Annotated in this window: 18 protein-coding genes; 5 read left to right on the top strand and 13 right to left on the bottom strand. The window is 68.7% G+C overall.

Features of this window, described 5'->3' with window-relative positions:
* Window positions 1–144: 144 nt before the first annotated feature.
* The 4 genes from BRM1_RS03645 to BRM1_RS03630 all read right to left on the bottom strand — a co-directional run bounded on the left by BRM1_RS03645 (window position 145) and on the right by BRM1_RS03630 (window position 2,052).
* Window positions 145–489 carry a hypothetical protein gene (locus BRM1_RS03645; RefSeq protein ID WP_268528325.1) on the bottom strand — a complete coding sequence of 115 codons (345 nt, stop codon included), beginning with the start codon at window positions 487–489 and terminating at the stop codon, window positions 145–147.
* 72 nt (window positions 490–561) lie between these two features.
* Window positions 562–1,146 (bottom strand): hypothetical protein, encoded by a 585-nt coding sequence (locus BRM1_RS03640; protein WP_268528324.1) that lies wholly within the window; start codon window positions 1,144–1,146, stop codon window positions 562–564.
* A gap of 2 nt (window positions 1,147–1,148) precedes the next feature.
* On the bottom strand, window positions 1,149–1,859 hold the full coding sequence (locus BRM1_RS03635) for a hypothetical protein (RefSeq protein ID WP_268528323.1): 711 nt from the start codon (window positions 1,857–1,859) through the stop codon (window positions 1,149–1,151).
* On the bottom strand, window positions 1,852–2,052 hold the full coding sequence (locus tag BRM1_RS03630) for a hypothetical protein (RefSeq protein ID WP_268528322.1): 201 nt from the start codon (window positions 2,050–2,052) through the stop codon (window positions 1,852–1,854). The genes BRM1_RS03635 and BRM1_RS03630 overlap by 8 nt, the downstream gene beginning before the upstream one ends.
* A gap of 137 nt (window positions 2,053–2,189) precedes the next feature.
* Here BRM1_RS03630 and BRM1_RS03625 point away from each other — a divergent pair, with 137 nt between their 5' ends.
* Window positions 2,190–2,450, top strand: a complete 261-nt coding sequence (locus BRM1_RS03625; protein ID WP_268528321.1) for a hypothetical protein — start codon at window positions 2,190–2,192, stop codon at window positions 2,448–2,450.
* Window positions 2,451–2,452: 2 nt separating this feature from the next.
* Window positions 2,453–3,814 (top strand): type IV secretory system conjugative DNA transfer family protein, encoded by a 1,362-nt coding sequence (locus BRM1_RS03620; RefSeq protein ID WP_268528318.1) that lies wholly within the window; start codon window positions 2,453–2,455, stop codon window positions 3,812–3,814.
* 55 nt (window positions 3,815–3,869) lie between these two features.
* On the opposite strand, the gene BRM1_RS03615 is transcribed toward BRM1_RS03620, so the two are convergent.
* From BRM1_RS03615 to BRM1_RS03590, 6 genes are all read right to left on the bottom strand, one after another.
* Window positions 3,870–4,214, bottom strand: a complete 345-nt coding sequence (locus BRM1_RS03615) for a hypothetical protein (RefSeq protein WP_268528316.1) — start codon at window positions 4,212–4,214, stop codon at window positions 3,870–3,872.
* Window positions 4,215–4,235: 21 nt separating this feature from the next.
* Window positions 4,236–4,397: a hypothetical protein gene (locus BRM1_RS03610; protein WP_268528313.1), complete on the bottom strand. Its 162-nt coding sequence runs from the start codon at window positions 4,395–4,397 to the stop codon at window positions 4,236–4,238.
* Entirely contained in the window at window positions 4,397–4,984 is a 588-nt protein-coding gene (locus tag BRM1_RS03605; RefSeq protein ID WP_268528310.1) for a recombinase family protein, read from the bottom strand. The genes BRM1_RS03610 and BRM1_RS03605 overlap by 1 nt, the downstream gene beginning before the upstream one ends.
* Window positions 4,985–5,105: 121 nt before the next feature.
* Entirely contained in the window at window positions 5,106–7,058 is a 1,953-nt protein-coding gene (locus tag BRM1_RS03600; RefSeq protein ID WP_268528305.1) for a hypothetical protein, read from the bottom strand.
* Between the two features lie 53 nt (window positions 7,059–7,111).
* Complete coding sequence (locus BRM1_RS03595; RefSeq protein ID WP_268528302.1) at window positions 7,112–7,429, bottom strand: hypothetical protein; 318 nt, start codon at window positions 7,427–7,429, stop codon at window positions 7,112–7,114.
* A 215-nt stretch (window positions 7,430–7,644) separates the two neighbouring features.
* A complete protein-coding gene (locus BRM1_RS03590) occupies window positions 7,645–9,141 on the bottom strand; it encodes a recombinase family protein (protein WP_268528298.1) in 1,497 nt (498 codons plus the stop codon).
* An 87-nt stretch (window positions 9,142–9,228) separates the two neighbouring features.
* On the opposite strand from BRM1_RS03590, the gene BRM1_RS03585 reads away from it, so the two are divergent.
* Complete coding sequence (locus tag BRM1_RS03585) at window positions 9,229–10,866, top strand: ComEC/Rec2 family competence protein (protein ID WP_268528292.1); 1,638 nt, start codon at window positions 9,229–9,231, stop codon at window positions 10,864–10,866.
* Between the two features lie 45 nt (window positions 10,867–10,911).
* The gene (gene holA / locus BRM1_RS03580) at window positions 10,912–11,901 is read left to right on the top strand and encodes a DNA polymerase III subunit delta (protein WP_268528289.1); all 990 of its coding nucleotides are present in this window, start codon (window positions 10,912–10,914) and stop codon (window positions 11,899–11,901) included.
* Window positions 11,902–12,143: 242 nt separating this feature from the next.
* Here the strand turns inward: holA and rpsT are convergent, their stop codons facing one another.
* A complete protein-coding gene (gene rpsT, locus BRM1_RS03575) occupies window positions 12,144–12,404 on the bottom strand; it encodes a 30S ribosomal protein S20 (RefSeq protein WP_268528285.1) in 261 nt (86 codons plus the stop codon).
* 168 nt (window positions 12,405–12,572) lie between these two features.
* A complete protein-coding gene (locus BRM1_RS03570) occupies window positions 12,573–13,316 on the bottom strand; it encodes a hypothetical protein (RefSeq protein WP_268528282.1) in 744 nt (247 codons plus the stop codon).
* 157 nt (window positions 13,317–13,473) lie between these two features.
* On the opposite strand from BRM1_RS03570, the gene lepA reads away from it, so the two are divergent.
* Window positions 13,474–15,342, top strand: coding sequence for a translation elongation factor 4 (lepA, locus tag BRM1_RS03565; RefSeq protein ID WP_160953973.1), 1,869 nt, complete (start codon window positions 13,474–13,476; stop codon window positions 15,340–15,342).
* A 5-nt stretch (window positions 15,343–15,347) separates the two neighbouring features.
* Here the strand turns inward: lepA and BRM1_RS03560 are convergent, their stop codons facing one another.
* A complete protein-coding gene (locus BRM1_RS03560) occupies window positions 15,348–15,956 on the bottom strand; it encodes a hypothetical protein (protein WP_160953972.1) in 609 nt (202 codons plus the stop codon).
* Window positions 15,957–15,966: the final 10 nt, after the last annotated feature.

Raw genomic sequence — 15,966 nt, 5'->3', positions numbered from 1 at the left:
TGCTTCAAATGCCTGCCCTGCCTGATCACCCAGACACATGAGGTGCAAGCAACCTTTTCGTCAGACATCGCTGGCGCTCGTCTTCCTCAAAGGAGCTTGCGGGGGAGGGCTGCGCCCTCCCCTCGCCCCTCCTAACCACCGGCCTCACGCCCCGGCCGAGAACGCCGACTTCTCGGCAGCCACACCGCTCGGCGGCGTGGACTCGGACGAACGAGTCGCCCGCTTCGCACGCTCCCGACGGCGCTGCGCCTCATCGGCCAGCTGCTCCCGTGCCTTGGCCTGGAGGCGCTCGAAGACCTCCGAGTGCTCTTCCTCCAGGAGGTCGACGACGATCTCGCGGACCTTCGCGTCCTCCTTTCCCTGCCGCTGCCGCAGCCGAGCGATACGAGCAGCGGCGTCCTCCTGCTCGACCTCGATCTCCGCCTCGATGTGCGACAGGCCGCCTGCGACCTTCGCCTCGATCCGCTGCGCCTTCGTCTGCTTCGCCATGCTGGTCTCCTCTCTCCACCCGGCGGTGCCGGTCTCCCGTCGGTAGGTCGCCTTCGCGGCAACTGACCGGGGTTACTCCTGGTCCAGGTCGAAGGTCTTCGTGACGACCTCCTTCTCCTCGTCCTCGACGCTCTGCCCGCGCTTCTTGCCCTCGGTCGCCCTGCTCGCGAGGAACTTCGTTGCGTTTCCGATCAGCGAGGGGAAGATGATCAGCGAGGCGAGGAACGCTGCCGCTGCGCCCGCGATCCACACGTTGGTGAAGACCGTCAGCGCCCAGCTGATGCCCGAGCGGGCGAGCATGAACGCGAGCGTGTAGCCAGTCGCCAGGGCCGCAAGCCGCCAGATCGGTGACCGTGCCTGCCACTCGCGGAAGTCCGCAGCCATCGTGCGCAGCAGACCCTTCGTGCCCTTGAACGCCGAGTCATCCTGCTTCTCGGGGAGCCCGATGATGCCGTTCTTGAACAGCAGCGTGGTCAGCTGCACGAGGAACATCGTGAGCATGGTCGCGGCCAGCTCCAGCCAGCCGTTCTTGGCCAGCGCGTACGCCACCATGCCGATCGCACCGCACAGCAGCAGCGTCGCGATGATCTGGTAGATGCGGTTGTTCTGCTCGATGTTGACGACGACCTGGCCGCCCTTGCTCTTGCCCTTCGCCATGATCAGGCTCCTTCCTTGTGCTCGGGCTCGTGCCCGACCTCGGTCTCCACTTCGATGACGATCGGCGCAATGCCCACCGGCTCGTCGTCGCGCTCCTGGTGCGATGGGTTGTCGACCTCAACGGGCACGGCCGGTGCCTCGGTCTCGACGACGATCGGAGCGATGCGCTGCTTCGACTGCTTCTGCTTGCGTGCCACGGCCGCCCAGCCGTTCGCGCGGACCAGCCATGCCGCCCATGCGACGCCTCCGACCACCTGGAACGCGACGTATCGCGCCGCGAGGAGGGCACCGCCCTCCAATCCCGTCGTCGACAACACGAGCCACGCCACTGCGCCGAGCACGGCAGCGATGAGCAGGTACGGACCGGGCATCATGCGGCCCCACTTGCGGACCATCACCCACCAGGTGCCGTACGCAGCCCGGCTGATGATCAGCGCTGGTCCCGCGAGCACCGCGACGACCATGACGCCGATGAGGGCCAGCAACGCCCAGCCCGCCGTGTTCGCTGCGCCCTCCTCACGGAAGATCGCCCGGTAGAGGAGTGGCCTGGTCGTGACCTCGGCGAATCCGGCGTCACCGGCACCTGCCTCGTAGCGGTCGTTGCGCCGGGCAACGACGGCGAGCTTCTCGCCACGACGACGAGCGCCCGGGCGATGCCCAGCACGGGCGAGAACCCAGGCCGCTCGTTCCCGCTCCCAGCGGTGCTCACTCATCGGTCTGGCTGTCCTCGGGGACGTAGCGCACGCCGTCGACGATGCACACGCTCTTGTCCGTGGCCTGGCCGGTCTGAGGGTCCATCTGACAGACGCGTCCACCGTCGGAGCTGATGCCTGCCGTGTAGCCGAGGAAGAAGGTACCGCCAAGCAGCACCAGGACGGCGATCAGGCCAAGAACGTACTTACCCATGGGGTCCTCCTTCGATCGAAGCTGTGCCTAGCATGATAGCATGTGCTACAGAGCTAGGAAAGAAGCGAGGGGTCGTGGAAGTACGCTTGGGCATAGCACCCGATCTAGTGCTATTGAGCTACCAGGAGGTCCACGACATGACAGCGACGAGGCTCGCCATCTCCCTGACCGACGACCAAGTTCAGCGGCTGCGAGTCGCGGCTGCGGAGGCGAACATCCCGCACGGCGTGCTTGGCAGAGCACTGCTGGTCTACGGCCTAGGCAAGCTCGGCAACGAGGAGCTGGAGGCCGTCATCGAGCGGGAGGCCGCAAGCTTCCGCGAGAGCAGATCCAAGGGCGGCAAGACCGCGACAGCCAACCGGTGGCACAACAAGGACGAACCGCACCAGAAGGAGTAGCCGTGGCTCTGTTCAGCAGCACCGCGTACATCCCGCCGCCGACCCCGTTCGGCGGCTTCATCGACGGCAAGCCCGCCGAGACCGCGCCGCACCTGCTCGTGTCAGGACCTTCCGGTGTCGGCAAGTCGAGGCGCGTCCTCGGCCCGGGCATCCTCATGTGGCAGGGACCGGTCGTCGCCGTCTCCTCGAAGCCCGATCTCATCGACCTCTGCTTGGAGCAGCGGCACGAGTGGGCCGGTGGTCGACACACTTACGTCCTGGACCTCTCGGGTGAGGTGCCCGACGACGCCCTGCCGCCCGGTGTCGAGAAGGTCGTCGTCGACCCGACTGCGCTCATCCGCACGGATGACGACGCCATGGACCTCGCGAGCATCCTCATGCAGTCCGGTGCCGCCGGAGCCGGTGGCGGCAACAAGGGCGGCGGTGGTGGTGATCCGTTCTGGGAGAACGTCTCCCTCGCCCCGCTGGCGGCGTTGCTGCGCGCGACCGGTCAGCGCGGCATCACCTGGACCCGGGCCGCCGTCGGCCGCCTGAGCCCCGACGACGAGGACGACACCGAGCAGCCGAGCTGGATCAACGCCATCGGCATCCTGGAGGAGCTGTCGCCGATGCTCGAATCCGAGCTGAAGAGTGCGGCTCTGCTCGATACGAAGATGCGCGACTCGATCATGGTGACGATGAAGTCCGCCGTCGCCCCGTGGCTGCGCTCCACCGTGGCCGGCGACGGTACGCGGCGGGCCTTCACCCCGGAGATGCTGGCCCACCCGAAGGCCACGCTGTTCATGGTCGCCCCGGCGACCGGCGTCGCGGCCGGTGCCGCCGTCTCGGCGGTCGACTTCATCTCAAAGCGTTGGCGCGCCAACCAGACCGAGAAGACCAGGTTGCCGAGGTTGCTCATGGTCGTCGACGAGCTGTGCAACACGATGCCCTGGCCGAAGTTGCCGACCGTCGTCACCGAGTCCCGCGCGATGGGCATCCACCTGCTCTGCGCCGTGCAGGCCACTTCGCAGTTCGCCAAGCGCTACGGCAAGGAAGGCATGGACGAGCTGCGCGAGGTGTTCCCCGCAGTCCTGTGCCTCGTTGGCGCACCCGAGAAGGACATGCTCGAACGAGCGGCGTGGTGGTACGGGCAGAGCGAACGCCACAAGACCACGACCGACCACCTCGGCCGACAGTCCCAGCAGTCCGAGAAGGCCGACACCCTGCACGCCACCGACCTGCTTCCGAAGTCAATGGACGAGGGACGGCTCCTGCGCGGCAAGCGCCCCGGCACGGCCGCGGGCACCTTCTCCGACGCTGGTTTGCTGGTGAACCTCGTCGACATCTCCCAGCTCAGGTTCAAGGCTCGCCCCAAGGCCGCCTGAGCGCACACGAAGACCCCCGGAGCCGAGGCTTCCGGGGGTCTTCTCTTGCGCGGGATCAGCGACTCAGGGACGCATCGCGCTCGCGCTCCTGCTGCTTACGGGCCTCGATCACCCGCTCGCGCTCGGACTGCCGCTGCTGCTTGCTGCGGGCGTCCTTGTCGGCCTGAGCCTTTGCCTGCTGACCCTGAGCCGGACCGCGCTGCTGCTCCGCCGCCCGCTGGTGCTGCGCCCGGGCACGCGCCTGCGCCTGCCTGCGCTGACGCTGCGCCTCGGCGTACTCGGCGCTGCCCTTCACCTCGGGACCGTAGCGGCGCTCCACCGCCTTGTCCCCGCCCTTCGCCAGCTCCTGGCGCATGGACTTGACCAGCTCCTGGTCGGGCTTCTTCTGATCGTTGCTCATGATCGTTCCTCTCTTCGTCTACTAGCTGCCGACCCGGTCATACGACCGGATCGAGATCCCCTGGGCGATCAGGTTGTGGCTCATCTGCTCCTCGTGCTCGTCGCACACGAACGAGCTGAACCACTGCGTGATCAGCTCCCACGTCGCCCTGGAGCTGCACCACTCGCACTGCTGCACCCGCATCACCCCCTCTCCGCGTATCGACCCGTGCCGCCCAGCGCCGCGTACAGCGTCGACCGGCTCACGCCCAGATCCCGGGCGACGACCGACTTCGCGACCCCGCCCCGGATCCGCTCACGAGCGGAGGCGGTCTGCTCAGCCGACAACTTCGGCCCCCGCGCGTACACGCCCTTGCGCTTGGCGATCGCGATGCCCTCGGCCTGCCGCTCGCGGATAGTGGCCCGCTCCAGCTCGGCGACGGCCGCGAGGATCGTCAGCATGAACTCGCCTTGGGGCGTGTCCGTGTTCAGCGCCGGGTTGTCGACGAACTCGACGGCGACGCCCTTCGCGGCGAGGCCTCGGACGATCGAGAGCAGATCCGTCGTCGAGCGGGCGAGCCGGTCCGGCGACTTCACCCGTACCTTGTCGCCCTCACGCACGTACGCGAGCATCTCCTGGAGCCGCTCGCGGTCGGCGGTGTTCTTGCCCGAGACCTTCTCGGAGAACAGCCGGTCGACCTCACCGACTGCTTCGAGCTGCCGGGCCTCGTTCTGATCGGCGGCGCTCACGCGCACGTAGCCGACCACCTGACCAGTGGTGTTCGATGACATCCAGACCCTCCTACGAATGTGTTCGATGAGTTGCAGATGGACCTCGTTCGACGACGAAGGCGGCGCATTCCGAGTTGTCCGACGGGGTAGACCGTGATCGACGCGCATCCCACTGACTCGCTCAGTCGGTCGACTTGAACTCCGGACTGATCCTTGAAAGGGGCTGCGGAGGTTGGCCGTTGTAGGTTCCGGTACTGGCATCCCAGAGCGACATGTCTGGGTTGCCGTCGCTGTAGATCACCGGTGGGAGCCCCTCCCGCTCGGCAACCCAAGCTCGATTGATCAGCCCAGCCGCGAGAAAGCCAGCCGTTACACCATCCGCCTGTGCTCGGGCACGCGCGAGCGCATCAGCCCGTGACGCGGCACGCTCTTCCTCGGACACGAACTCGCCCAGCCCAGAAAACTCCTCGACCAGGGTGTCGGGGTCCTCGTACTCGGTCGACACGGACGAGACGATTCGCTCGTGCTGGGCCAGAATCGGCTGGACCTGCTTTGCCTCGATCGCGAGCTGCACCTCCACACGCCGGCCGGGGTCCTCGATTCCCTTCACGCGCCGAAGGACCTGGCGGATGTTCTGCCGAACACCCTGATAGCGGTAGTACTCGCGGTACTCGCTGGTGTTGTCCACGAAACCCTTGTTGACCATCAGGTCGAACTCGTCGTCCCGCACCGGGATGATCATCGGGAAGCGTCGGTAGCTCTGGCTCTTATTCTCGGCCGTGAACCGGGTCCCAGACCTGTCCGTGTACTCACCCGCGAGTCCGTCGAGGAACGTCTCGTAATCGTCCGGCCCGGTCATGATCGTGATGATGTTGACAGGCAGAACAGAGGAGTTCTTGATGTTGAGCTTCTGGCGGCCTGGAAATGGATTGAGGAAGGCAAACAGTTCCTTGCGGCCGAACGACTTGATCAGGCTGCCTGCCCTTGCCTCCTCGATAATCACGACAAGCTCGCCGTCATACCCCTCCCAGCCCACGTTGTCCCCGCCGAGGACGAAGAAGGGCTCCTTGGCCCCTGGTACCCAGTCTCCCGGCACCATCTGTCGGGCCATCGCCCGCGCCAGCGCATCTTTTCCCGTACCGCCCTCGCCGAACAGGTAGATGTTCATCCGATACGGAGGCTGCGGCTGTTTCGCGAGGTAAGTCGACCTAGCCCTGACGAGGCGTGTTTCGCCCCGGTTGTATGCCAGCGGGTCCAGGGCCTCGGCCTCCATCAGGGTGAGGCCGTCATTCTGCACCATCATCGCCAGGCGGTCGACGGCCGACAGCCGCGAGTTCTCCTGAGCTTCTCCGTGTCCTGCCCGCTGCGCGCGGTGACGGTCGAGCGCCCCGCGGAAGTCGAAGTTCGCGTGAACGGCCCCGTCGTCGTAGAGGTGCTTGCCGGACGCCTGCTGCTGCGTGTGCTCATGGGTGAGGTACTCGCAGCAATCGAGGAAGGCTCCGCGTCCCTTGGCGACCTCGACCTGCTCCGGAGGCAGTCCGTAGGCGCGGGCGACCGCGGCGACGGAGGTCGAGTTCCGGCGCTCCTCGACCACATGCACATGGGCGGGCTTGAGTTGACCGAGCACCGCGCGAGGATTCGCGGCGACGTCCTCCTGGGAGTAGGCGTCGCGGTCGTGGTCGATCCACGCCGTGCGCAGGTTGCCCTTACGGCGTACTGCCTGCTCAACGCGTTCCTTGGTGATCAGAGTCGCGCCGCTATCCGGGTGAACCCACGCGGATTGGATCTTGAAGATCCGGCCGCACTTCGTCTCCGCGTACGCCCAAGGCCCACCCGGCGCATACGGATCAGTTGAGGCCCGCGGCCCAGGCCCGCCGTCCGGCCCCGCGGCCGATTCCGTGGAAGGGAGGCCCAAATCCACAGTTTCCACAGTTGGGCTCGGGCGATTCTCAAGTCCTTCCCCGGGCGCATGATTGGCCTGGTCTACCAAGGTTCCGGAGGGCGAGCGATCTACCGAAACCACAGCTTCCACAGCATTGTGTGATTCCTGATCGGACCCGACCGCGGAGCCACCCTGGTCCTTGCCGCCGTGGGTGCCGCCCGGAGGCATCGATTCTGCACCGGCCGTGTCCACCGACTGAGGCTCTCCTGATGCGCTTGAGGCCGGGGAAACGAGAGGTGCCATTATCAAGCACCCCGCAGGATCGCAGCGATCAGCTCACGACGTTCGCGGCTGATGGGAGGAGCAAGCTTCGCAGCCCGCTTGGCCGCTGCCTTCAGCTCGGCGTAAGCCCGCTCGTCGGCCTTGGACTTCCGCCACACGTCGAGATCTGAGCGGCCAACGAGATACTTCCCGTCGATCATCCGATGGGGGAGTTCGCCGGACTTGACCTTCCGGCGAAGGGTGTCGATGGAGCCGTAGCGTCGACGACCCTCTGCGTCGCGAATCTCGGACGCCTCGGCGAGGGAGAGCAGATCGGTTCCGGTGGTAGACAAGATGGACATGGCGAAGCAACCTTCGTTAGAAGTGTTGCCTCGTGATCGTCCTTACGAAGCTGCTCCCATCTGAAGGAGCCAGCGGGTGTGTCTACGGACCCTGAGCCTGCACGATCGGCTAGTCGTCACTTCGGTGGTCACCGTCTCATCGAGACGTCCTTGCCCAGCTACGAGTTGCCTAGGCAAAACCGTAGCACGGGTGTCTGTCGTATCGAAAGGGCTACTCAGACGCGCCAACCGGGAAGTACTCGTTCAGGTTGTAGTCCGCGCGCGCCCGGCTTCTCCGCCCGTTTGATCCTTGGCTCCACCATCTGTCGCAGGATTCGTCGCTTGTCGGCAAGCTCCAAGCGCTCCCAAGCGGCGTGGACATCGCTCGACGAAGCCAACTCGACCACGATCGGATCAGCCGCGACTAACTGATTGAGCTTCCGTTGCGCTTCGGCGATCTTGGGCCTGATGAGGTCCTCTTGCGCGAACAAAATGTCTAGATCGTGCCGTGCGGCCGCCTGCTCGCGAACCCCTGCAAGGTATCTCTCGTGCTCGTCGATCTCGTCAACGAGTGCTTTGCGCTCTGCGTCCACCTTGCCATCCTTGCGGCCGTAGGTGCTCAGAAAATCAGGCTGGACCAGACGCGCGAGAACGTACTCCACGACGATCCTGTCGAGATACTCCTCCTTCATTGCCGTATGGAATCCAACCTTTCCCGGTACTCCACGGCAGAGGTAGGAGTAGTAGTGCTCGCGAGGTAGCGGCTCGCCATTCTCGTCGTACTGCTTCTTGCCCTGGTTCTGCTTTCCAACGATCACCCCGGCCCCACAGACATCGCACACGGCGATGCCTGTCAACAGGTGCTTAGCGGGCCAGTCGCTACTTCGTTTACGCGCAGGGTTGTTGAGGATGAGAGCTAGCTTGTCCCACTCCTCGGGTTCGATCAGAGGAGGCCACTGCGCGGTAGAGACAATTTTTCCATTGTGCTGACGTTTGCCCGCGTACGCAGGCATACTGAGCATTTGCTTAACGGCGTGAGGGGTCCATCCCAAGTTCTTGCGGCGTTCCGTGAACGCAGGGCGACGGGGAGGGATGCCACGGACGTTGAAGTCCTTCGCGATCTCGTAGAACGAGTCTCCAGCGAGGACCCGCTCGACTGCCTTCTTCACGACCGGGGCCTGTTCAGGGTGTTCCTCGATCCGGAGCAGTTGGCGCGTACGGGGGTCGTAGATCCGCTGGTAGCCGTAGAGGTTCTTCCCATGAACCCGACCGGCCTCCGCCGCGGCCCGCACGTTACGGCGGATCCGCTCGGAAGTCTTGGCTGACTCGTACTCGCTGTCGACCGCATCTTCAAGCAGCGACCGGCGGTCACGAGCGTTCTTCGGGTCATAGTCGCGACCGTGTGTCGTGACGAAAATGCGAATCGAGTTCTCTTCACACAGCTGAGTGAGAGTCACCCACTCTCCCGTGCGACGAGAGCCGCGCGAGGACTCCCAGACCACGAGGATCTCAGCGTCGAAGTCTCCAGTCGCGAGGTCGTTGATCAATCGACTGAAGCCTTCTCGGGCCCGCCTCGCATACCGCGACGCCGACCGGCCGTCGTCACGGTACGCCTGCGGATGGAGCTTCCATCCCCTCTCTGCGACAGCCCGCGCGTTCTCCTCGTGTTGCTGGCTGGTGCTCTTGCTTCTGCCGTCCCGGTCCTGGGAGACACGAAGGTACTCGCGGGCCACGGTCGTCTGGCCTCTGCTACGTCTCGTCGCCTGCATAGTCAGCACTCACCTCACAAATAAACTATCACTGGTGCCAATATCTCGCTTGTGAGCCTGGGCGCCCTGGCGCTCGTGCGGCTCGCCACCCCCAGGCGCGGGCCCGGGATCTGCGCGGCGCTGGCGGCCACCGGCGCCTATGTCTTCCTCGTGGGCCCCGATGCCTCCGTGCTGCGCGCTGCAGCGATGGGCACGGTGGGCGCGCTCGTGCTGGCCCGCGGCGTGGGCCGCTCCGGGGTGGCCGTGCTGTGCGCAGCGCTCGCCGCCCTGCTCGTCGCGCGCCCCGAGCTGGCGGCCTCGGCCGGCTTCGCGATGTCCGCCGCGGCAACGGCCGCTCTCCTCGTCCTCGGCGAGCCGCTCGTGCGCCTGCTGGCGCGGCTGCGCGTGCCCCGGCTGGCCGCGGCCGCGCTCGCGGTGCCGGTGTGCGCGCAGGCGGGCGTCCTGCCGCTCCTCGCGGCCATGGGCTCGGCGCCGAGTGCGTGGGCGGTCGTCCTCAACGTCCTGGCGGGCCCCGCGGTGGCGCCGGCGACCGTGCTCGGCCTGGCCGGGCTGTGCTGCGGCCTGGGCTCCGGGCTCGTGCTGGGGCTCACGGTGCCCGGCCACGGTGCGCTCGCACAGGTCTTCGTCCGGCCCGCCGCACTCGGCGCGGACTGGATCGCGGGGCTTGCGCACGCCGGGGCCGGCCTGCCGGGCGCCGCCCTGCCCTGGCCGCCCGGTGGGCTCGGCATCGCGCTCGCCGCGGCCGTCTCTCTGGCCACGGCCGTCATCGTCCTGGGCCGCGGTCGCTGGCGGCTGTGGGCCGCCGCGGGTGCGCTCCTGGCACTGGGCTGCGGCCTGGCGCTGCCGCGGCTGGGGGCGGGCGCGGCTCCGCCCGCCGACTGGCGGGTGCTGGCCTGCGATGTGGGCCAGGGCAGCGCGACGCTCGTGCGCCTCGACGCCTCACGCGTTCTGCTCGTCGACGCCGGCAAGGATCCCGCGGCGCTCGACCGCTGCCTCAGCGGGGTGCGGGCGCACCGGGTCTACGCGGTCATCTCCCACTTCGATGCCGACCACTGGGCGGGGATCTCCGGGGCGGTGCGCGGTGGGCGCACCGTTGAGCGGGTGTGGATCGGACCGCGCGCGGCCGCCGATCCGAAGGCTGCCCGCCTGCCGGGCCTCGTGGGCCGGGCGGGTGAGCCCATCGGCGCCGGCGCGCGCATGGCGGTGGGCGCCGTGGCATGGCGCGCACTGTGGCCGGAGGCCCGGCCGGCGTCCGCACCGGGCGCCGGTGCTTCAGGGGCGGCGCAGGGCGCGGCCGGGGGCGGGGAGCGGCCGGCTGCCGACAGCGCGGCGCGCAACGACGAGGCGCTCGTCATCCGCGTCGACGCCGGGCGGCTCAGCCTCCTGCTGCCCGCGGACATCGGCGCGCAGGAGCAGCGCAGGCTCGCCCGCGGCCTCGAGCCCGTCGACGTGCTCGTGGCCCCGCACCACGGCTCGGCCGACCTCAGCGCGGACTTCTTCCGCGCGGCTGGGGCACGCGCGGGAATCGTCTCCGTGGGCCAGAACTCCTATGGCCACCCCACGCTGCAGGCGCTGCGCGCCTTCGGGCCGGTGGCCGTGCTGCGCACCGATGAGTGCGGCAGCGTGTGGATCACGGACGCCGGCCGGCTGGACGGCCAGCGGGGCTGCGCCGCGCAGATCGACCCGTAGCGGCACCCCGCCGGCTGTGTCCGGGGCCCGGGGTAGTGTGTGGCCGTGGCTGCGAAGAAGACCTCCCTGACGAGCTGGCGCAAGGCGGCGCCGGCACCCGTCGTGCTCATCCAGGGCTCCGAGGCCGTGCTCGTGCGCCGGGCGCAGGACCGGATCATCGCCGCCGCCCGCCGGCGCGCGGACCCGGAGACGACGTTCCTCGATGCCGCGGCCTATGCGGCGGGCGAGCTCGACATGGCCTGCGCCCCCTCGCTGTTCTCCGCCCAGAAGCTCGTCGTCGTCGACTCGCTGGCCGGCATGTCCGATGACTTCCTCGCCGATGCGCTGGCCTATGTCGCGGATCCGAACCCCGATGCCATGCTCATCCTCAAGCACGGCGGTGGCAACCGCGGCCAGCGGCTGCTCAAGGCCATCGAGGCGGGCGGCCACCCCCGCATCGACGCGAAGCCGTTGACTTCGGATGCGGACAAGCAGGCCTATGCGCAGCAGGAGTTCGACGAGGCCCAGCGCCGCATCGAGCCGGAGGCGCTCGCGGCCCTGCTCGCGGCGCTCGGCCAGGACCTCTCCGAGCTCGCGGCCGGCGTCGAACAGCTCCTCGCGGACACCCAGGGACCGATCACCACCGCGGTCGTCGACCGCTACTACGGCGGCCGGGTGGAGGCCACCGGGTTCAAGGTCGCGGATGCCGCGGTCGCCGGCCGCGGGGCCGAGGCGCTTGGCCTGCTGCGCCACGCCCTGGCCACGGGCACGGACCCCGTTCCCATCGTCGCGGCGGTGGCGCTCAAGCTGCGCCAGCTCGCGAAGGTCCAGGGCGTCAGCGGCAGCGCCGGCAAGGCAGCCGCGGAGCTGAAGATGGCGCCGTGGCAGGTCGACCGCGCCCGCCGCGAGGCCCGCCAGTGGAACGAGGTGGCGCTGGGGGAGGCGCTCATGCACGCGGCGGCCGCCGACGAGGCGGTCAAGGGCGGCGGGCGCGATCCCGTCTACGCCGTCGAACGGCTCGTGGCCGGTGTCGCCCGGCGCGCGCGAGTGCGCTGAGAAGCCGGGCAAGCACGGTGCCGAGGTCACGGCACGGGGGCGCGCCCTCCTGCCGGCCCGTGCCCCGACGCTGGCCTCGCTTCCGCACACAGGGACGCTGCTTGCGCCCACACGGGCGTTCTCGCTCCCACTCCCGCCCGGCCCCGCCCAGACGCAGCGAAGGGACGGACCGGCGGGTCCGTCCCTTCGTGCGCGCGGCCTGGGCCGCGGAGGTCACGCGCTCACTGCCGTGAGCGTGCGGCTCAGAGGCCGTTGACCTGCTTCGCGAGCTTCGACTTGCGGTTCGCCGCGTTGTTCTTGTGCAGCACGCCCTTCGAGACGGCCTTGTCCAGCTTGCGCGAGGCAACCTGCAGCTTCGCCTGTGCCTCGGCGGCGTTGCCGGCCTGCACCTCTTCGCGCACCGCGCGCACGGCCGAGCGGACCTCGGAGCGCACGGACTTGTTGCGCAGGCGGGCCTTCTCATTCGTGGCGATCCGCTTGATCTGGGACTTGATGTTAGCCAACTTCAAACACTCTTATCTGTCGTCGTCATGATGGTCGTGAGGGCTTCCCGCACCCACCTGCCGGCGCCGCGGGGAAACACGGCGGGCCTGAAATCCGGGAGTATGCCCGCCCGACCTCGGCGAGACACGCGCCGCGGCGAACATACAAGCCTCAAGGATACACGCTTCTCAGCTCGTCCGCACGTTGGAGACGACCTGGGAGAAGAGGCCCATCGGCAGGATCGCGCCCTCGCGGCGCACTGCGCCGGCGGCGATCCGGATGACGCGGTCGAGGCGGATCTCCGAGGCCCGGCCCTGGGCATCCCAGTCCCCTGTGCCCACGTTCATCCACAGCGCGGAGTCGGCCTCGCGCATCTCGCCGATGCCACCGGGGATGTGGTCGCGGCTCGTGAGCATGAGCCCCAGGAGCCACGCCGAGTCGCGCCCGATGATGAGCACCGGCCGGTCCTTGCCGCGGGAGAAGTCCTCCTCGTAGGGCACCCACGCCCATACGACCTCGCCGGGGTCGGCATCGCCGTCCAGATCGGGGGTGTAGACGGGGCGGATGGACCCCGAGAAATCGCCCGGATAGCCGCCGGAGGGCCGGCGCGGCGCGCCCTGCTTGGGCCCGCTGCGCGTCCCCGGCCGCGCGGGCTGATAGTCGCCGCCCGCGCGCACCTGCGCCCCGGTCGCGCGGTCGCCCCGCGCGCGGGTCCCGGCACCCGGGCGCCGGGCGGTGCCGCCGCGTGCATCGAGGTCGCGGTCCCCGGCGCCGCCCCGCCCCGCTCCCGAGGTGCCCGAGCCGTTCGGGCCGCCCCGCGGGCGGCGGGTGCGCGCCTCGGGGCCGGAATCCGACAGCGAGCGGGCGAGGATGTCGGCGCCGCGGCGCAGGCCCACGCGCACGGCCCGGCGGGCCAGGGAGGAGAAGTCCATGGCGCCAGGCTAGCCGCTGCGCGCCGACGCGTCAGGCGCGCGCCCGGTGGGTCGGCGCGGCCGGAGTCGCCGCGGTCGGGCGAGGGCGCCCGGCAGCGGGCTCGCCGGCATGGGACAATGGACCGTCAGTCCACCGCCGCCGGAAGAGGGATGCCGAATGCCACAGGTCAGCGACGCCATGAAGGATTCGATCGCCGTTGCGGCGACCGCCCCGGAGCTGATCCGCAATTTCTGCATCATCGCCCACATCGACCACGGCAAGTCCACGCTGGCCGACCGGATGCTCCAGATCACCGGCGTCGTGGAGCCGCGGGCCATGCGCGCGCAGTACCTCGACCGGATGGACATCGAGCGCGAGCGCGGCATCACCATCAAGTCCCAGGCCGTGCGCATGCCGTGGGAGGTTGACGGCAGGGCCTACGCGCTCAACATGATCGACACCCCCGGTCACGTCGACTTCACCTACGAGGTCTCCCGCTCGCTGGCCGCCTGCGAGGGCACCCTGCTGCTCGTCGATGCCGCCCAGGGGATCGAGGCGCAGACGCTGGCCAACCTCTACCTGGCGCTCGAGAACGACCTCACGATCATCCCCGTGCTCAACAAGATCGACCTGCCCGCCGCCCAGCCGGAGAAGTACGCCGAGGAGCTGGCGGGCCTCATCGGGTGCGAGCCGGAGGACTGCCTGCGCGTGTCCGGCAAGACAGGCGAGGGAGTCGAGGCGGTGCTCGACCGGATCGTGGCGGAGACCCCGCACCCGGTGGGCGACGCGGACGCACCGGCGCGCGCGATGATCTTCGACTCCGTCTACGACACCTACCGCGGCGTCGTCACCTATGTCCGCGTCGTCGACGGCAAGCTGGCCCCGCGCGAGAAGATCGAGATGCTCTCCACCGGGGCCACCCACGAGCTGCTCGAGATCGGCGTCTCCTCGCCCGAGCCCACCCCCTCGAAGGGCCTGGGCGTGGGCGAGGTGGGCTACCTCATCACGGGCGTCAAGGACGTCCGCCAGTCCCGCGTGGGCGACACCGTGACGAATGCGAAGAAGCCGGCCACCCAGGCGCTGGGCGGCTATCGCGATCCCAAGCCGATGGTCTTCTCCGGGCTCTTCCCCATCGACGGCTCCGACTACCCCGCGCTGCGCGATGCGCTGGACAAGCTCAAGCTCAACGACGCCGCCCTCGTCTACGAGCCGGAGACCTCCGCGGCCCTGGGCTTCGGCTTCCGCTGCGGGTTCCTGGGCCTGCTCCACCTCGAGATCGTCCGCGAGCGCCTCGAGCGCGAGTTCGGCCTCGACCTCATCTCCACCGCGCCCTCGGTGGTCTACCAGGTGACGATGGAGGACCGCTCGGAGTTCGAGGTGACGAACCCCAGCGAGTACCCCGCGGGCAAGATCCGCGAGGTCCGCGAGCCCATCGTGCGCACCACGGTCCTCACCCCCAGCGAGTACGTGGGCGCCGTCATGGAGCTCTGCCAGTCCAAGCGCGGGCAGATGAAGGGCATGGACTACCTGTCCGAGGACCGCGTCGAGCTGCGCTACACGATGCCGCTGGCGGAGATCGTCTTCGACTTCTTCGACCAGCTGAAGTCGAAGACGAAGGGCTATGCGTCCCTGGACTACGAGAACGACGGCGAGCAGGCCGCGGACCTCGTCAAGGTCGACATCCTCCTCCACGGCGACCCGGTGGACGCGTTCTCCGCGATCGTCCACCGCGACAAGGCCTACGCATACGGCGTCATGATGGCCGGCAAGCTCAAGGACCTCATCCCGCGCCAGCAGTTCGAGGTGCCCATCCAGGCCGCGATCGGCTCGCGCATCATCGCCCGCGAGACGATCCGCGCGATGCGCAAGGACGTCCTGTCCAAGTGCTACGGCGGCGACATCAGCCGCAAGCGCAAGCTGCTGGAGAAGCAGAAGGAGGGCAAGAAGCGCATGAAGATGGTGGGCAGCGTGGAGGTGCCCCAGGAGGCCTTCATCGCGGCGCTGTCCTCCGACGATGCCAAGGCCGACAAGAAGGGCGACCGCTAGGCGGCTCAGTGCCCGATGAGGCCCTGCGCCTGCGCCACCTGCATGCGCAGCCCGGCAAGGGCCGCCTGGCTGCCCACTGGCACGCTCGTGGCGAAGTGCATGCCGGGTCCTCGCACGACGAGGTCCACCGACCCCGTGACCCGCTGCTCCTTGGCCAGCAGGAACAGCAGGCTGAAGATCGTGAGGACGAAGAACCCCACGATCGCCAGCACGATCGCCCAGGTGGGCGTCGCCCGGGTGATGGACACCCGCTCGCCGGCGCTCAGCGAGCACTGCGCGCGCGGCGCCGCGCCGGAGGGGGTGATGACCCAGTGCTGCGTGATCGTCACCCCGGGCAGGGAGACGAGGGCGGGCTCGGAACCGGGCGGCCCGGCCTGAGCGGGCTGCGGGGAAGCGTAGGTCTGCGGCCCGGGTACGCCGCCGGGCGTCGAGTAGCCGCCGGGTGCTGAGTAACCACCGGACTGCGGGTAACTACCGGGCGCTGAGTAACCGCCGGACTGCGGGACGCCGCCGGGCCCGGGGGAGGCCTGCTGACCCGGCTGCGGACCCGAGCCGTAGACTTGCGGGCCGGACCCGTACTGCGGTGCGGGCGGACGATCGTAGGGACTGGACATGGCGCCTCCT

The organism is Brevibacterium sp. BRM-1 (genome assembly GCF_026802075.1).
GTDB classification, from domain to species: domain Bacteria; phylum Actinomycetota; class Actinomycetes; order Actinomycetales; family Brevibacteriaceae; genus Brevibacterium; species Brevibacterium rongguiense.
The sequence above is the reverse complement of the archived record's forward strand: the minus strand, read 5'-3'. Positions and strand labels throughout refer to the sequence as shown.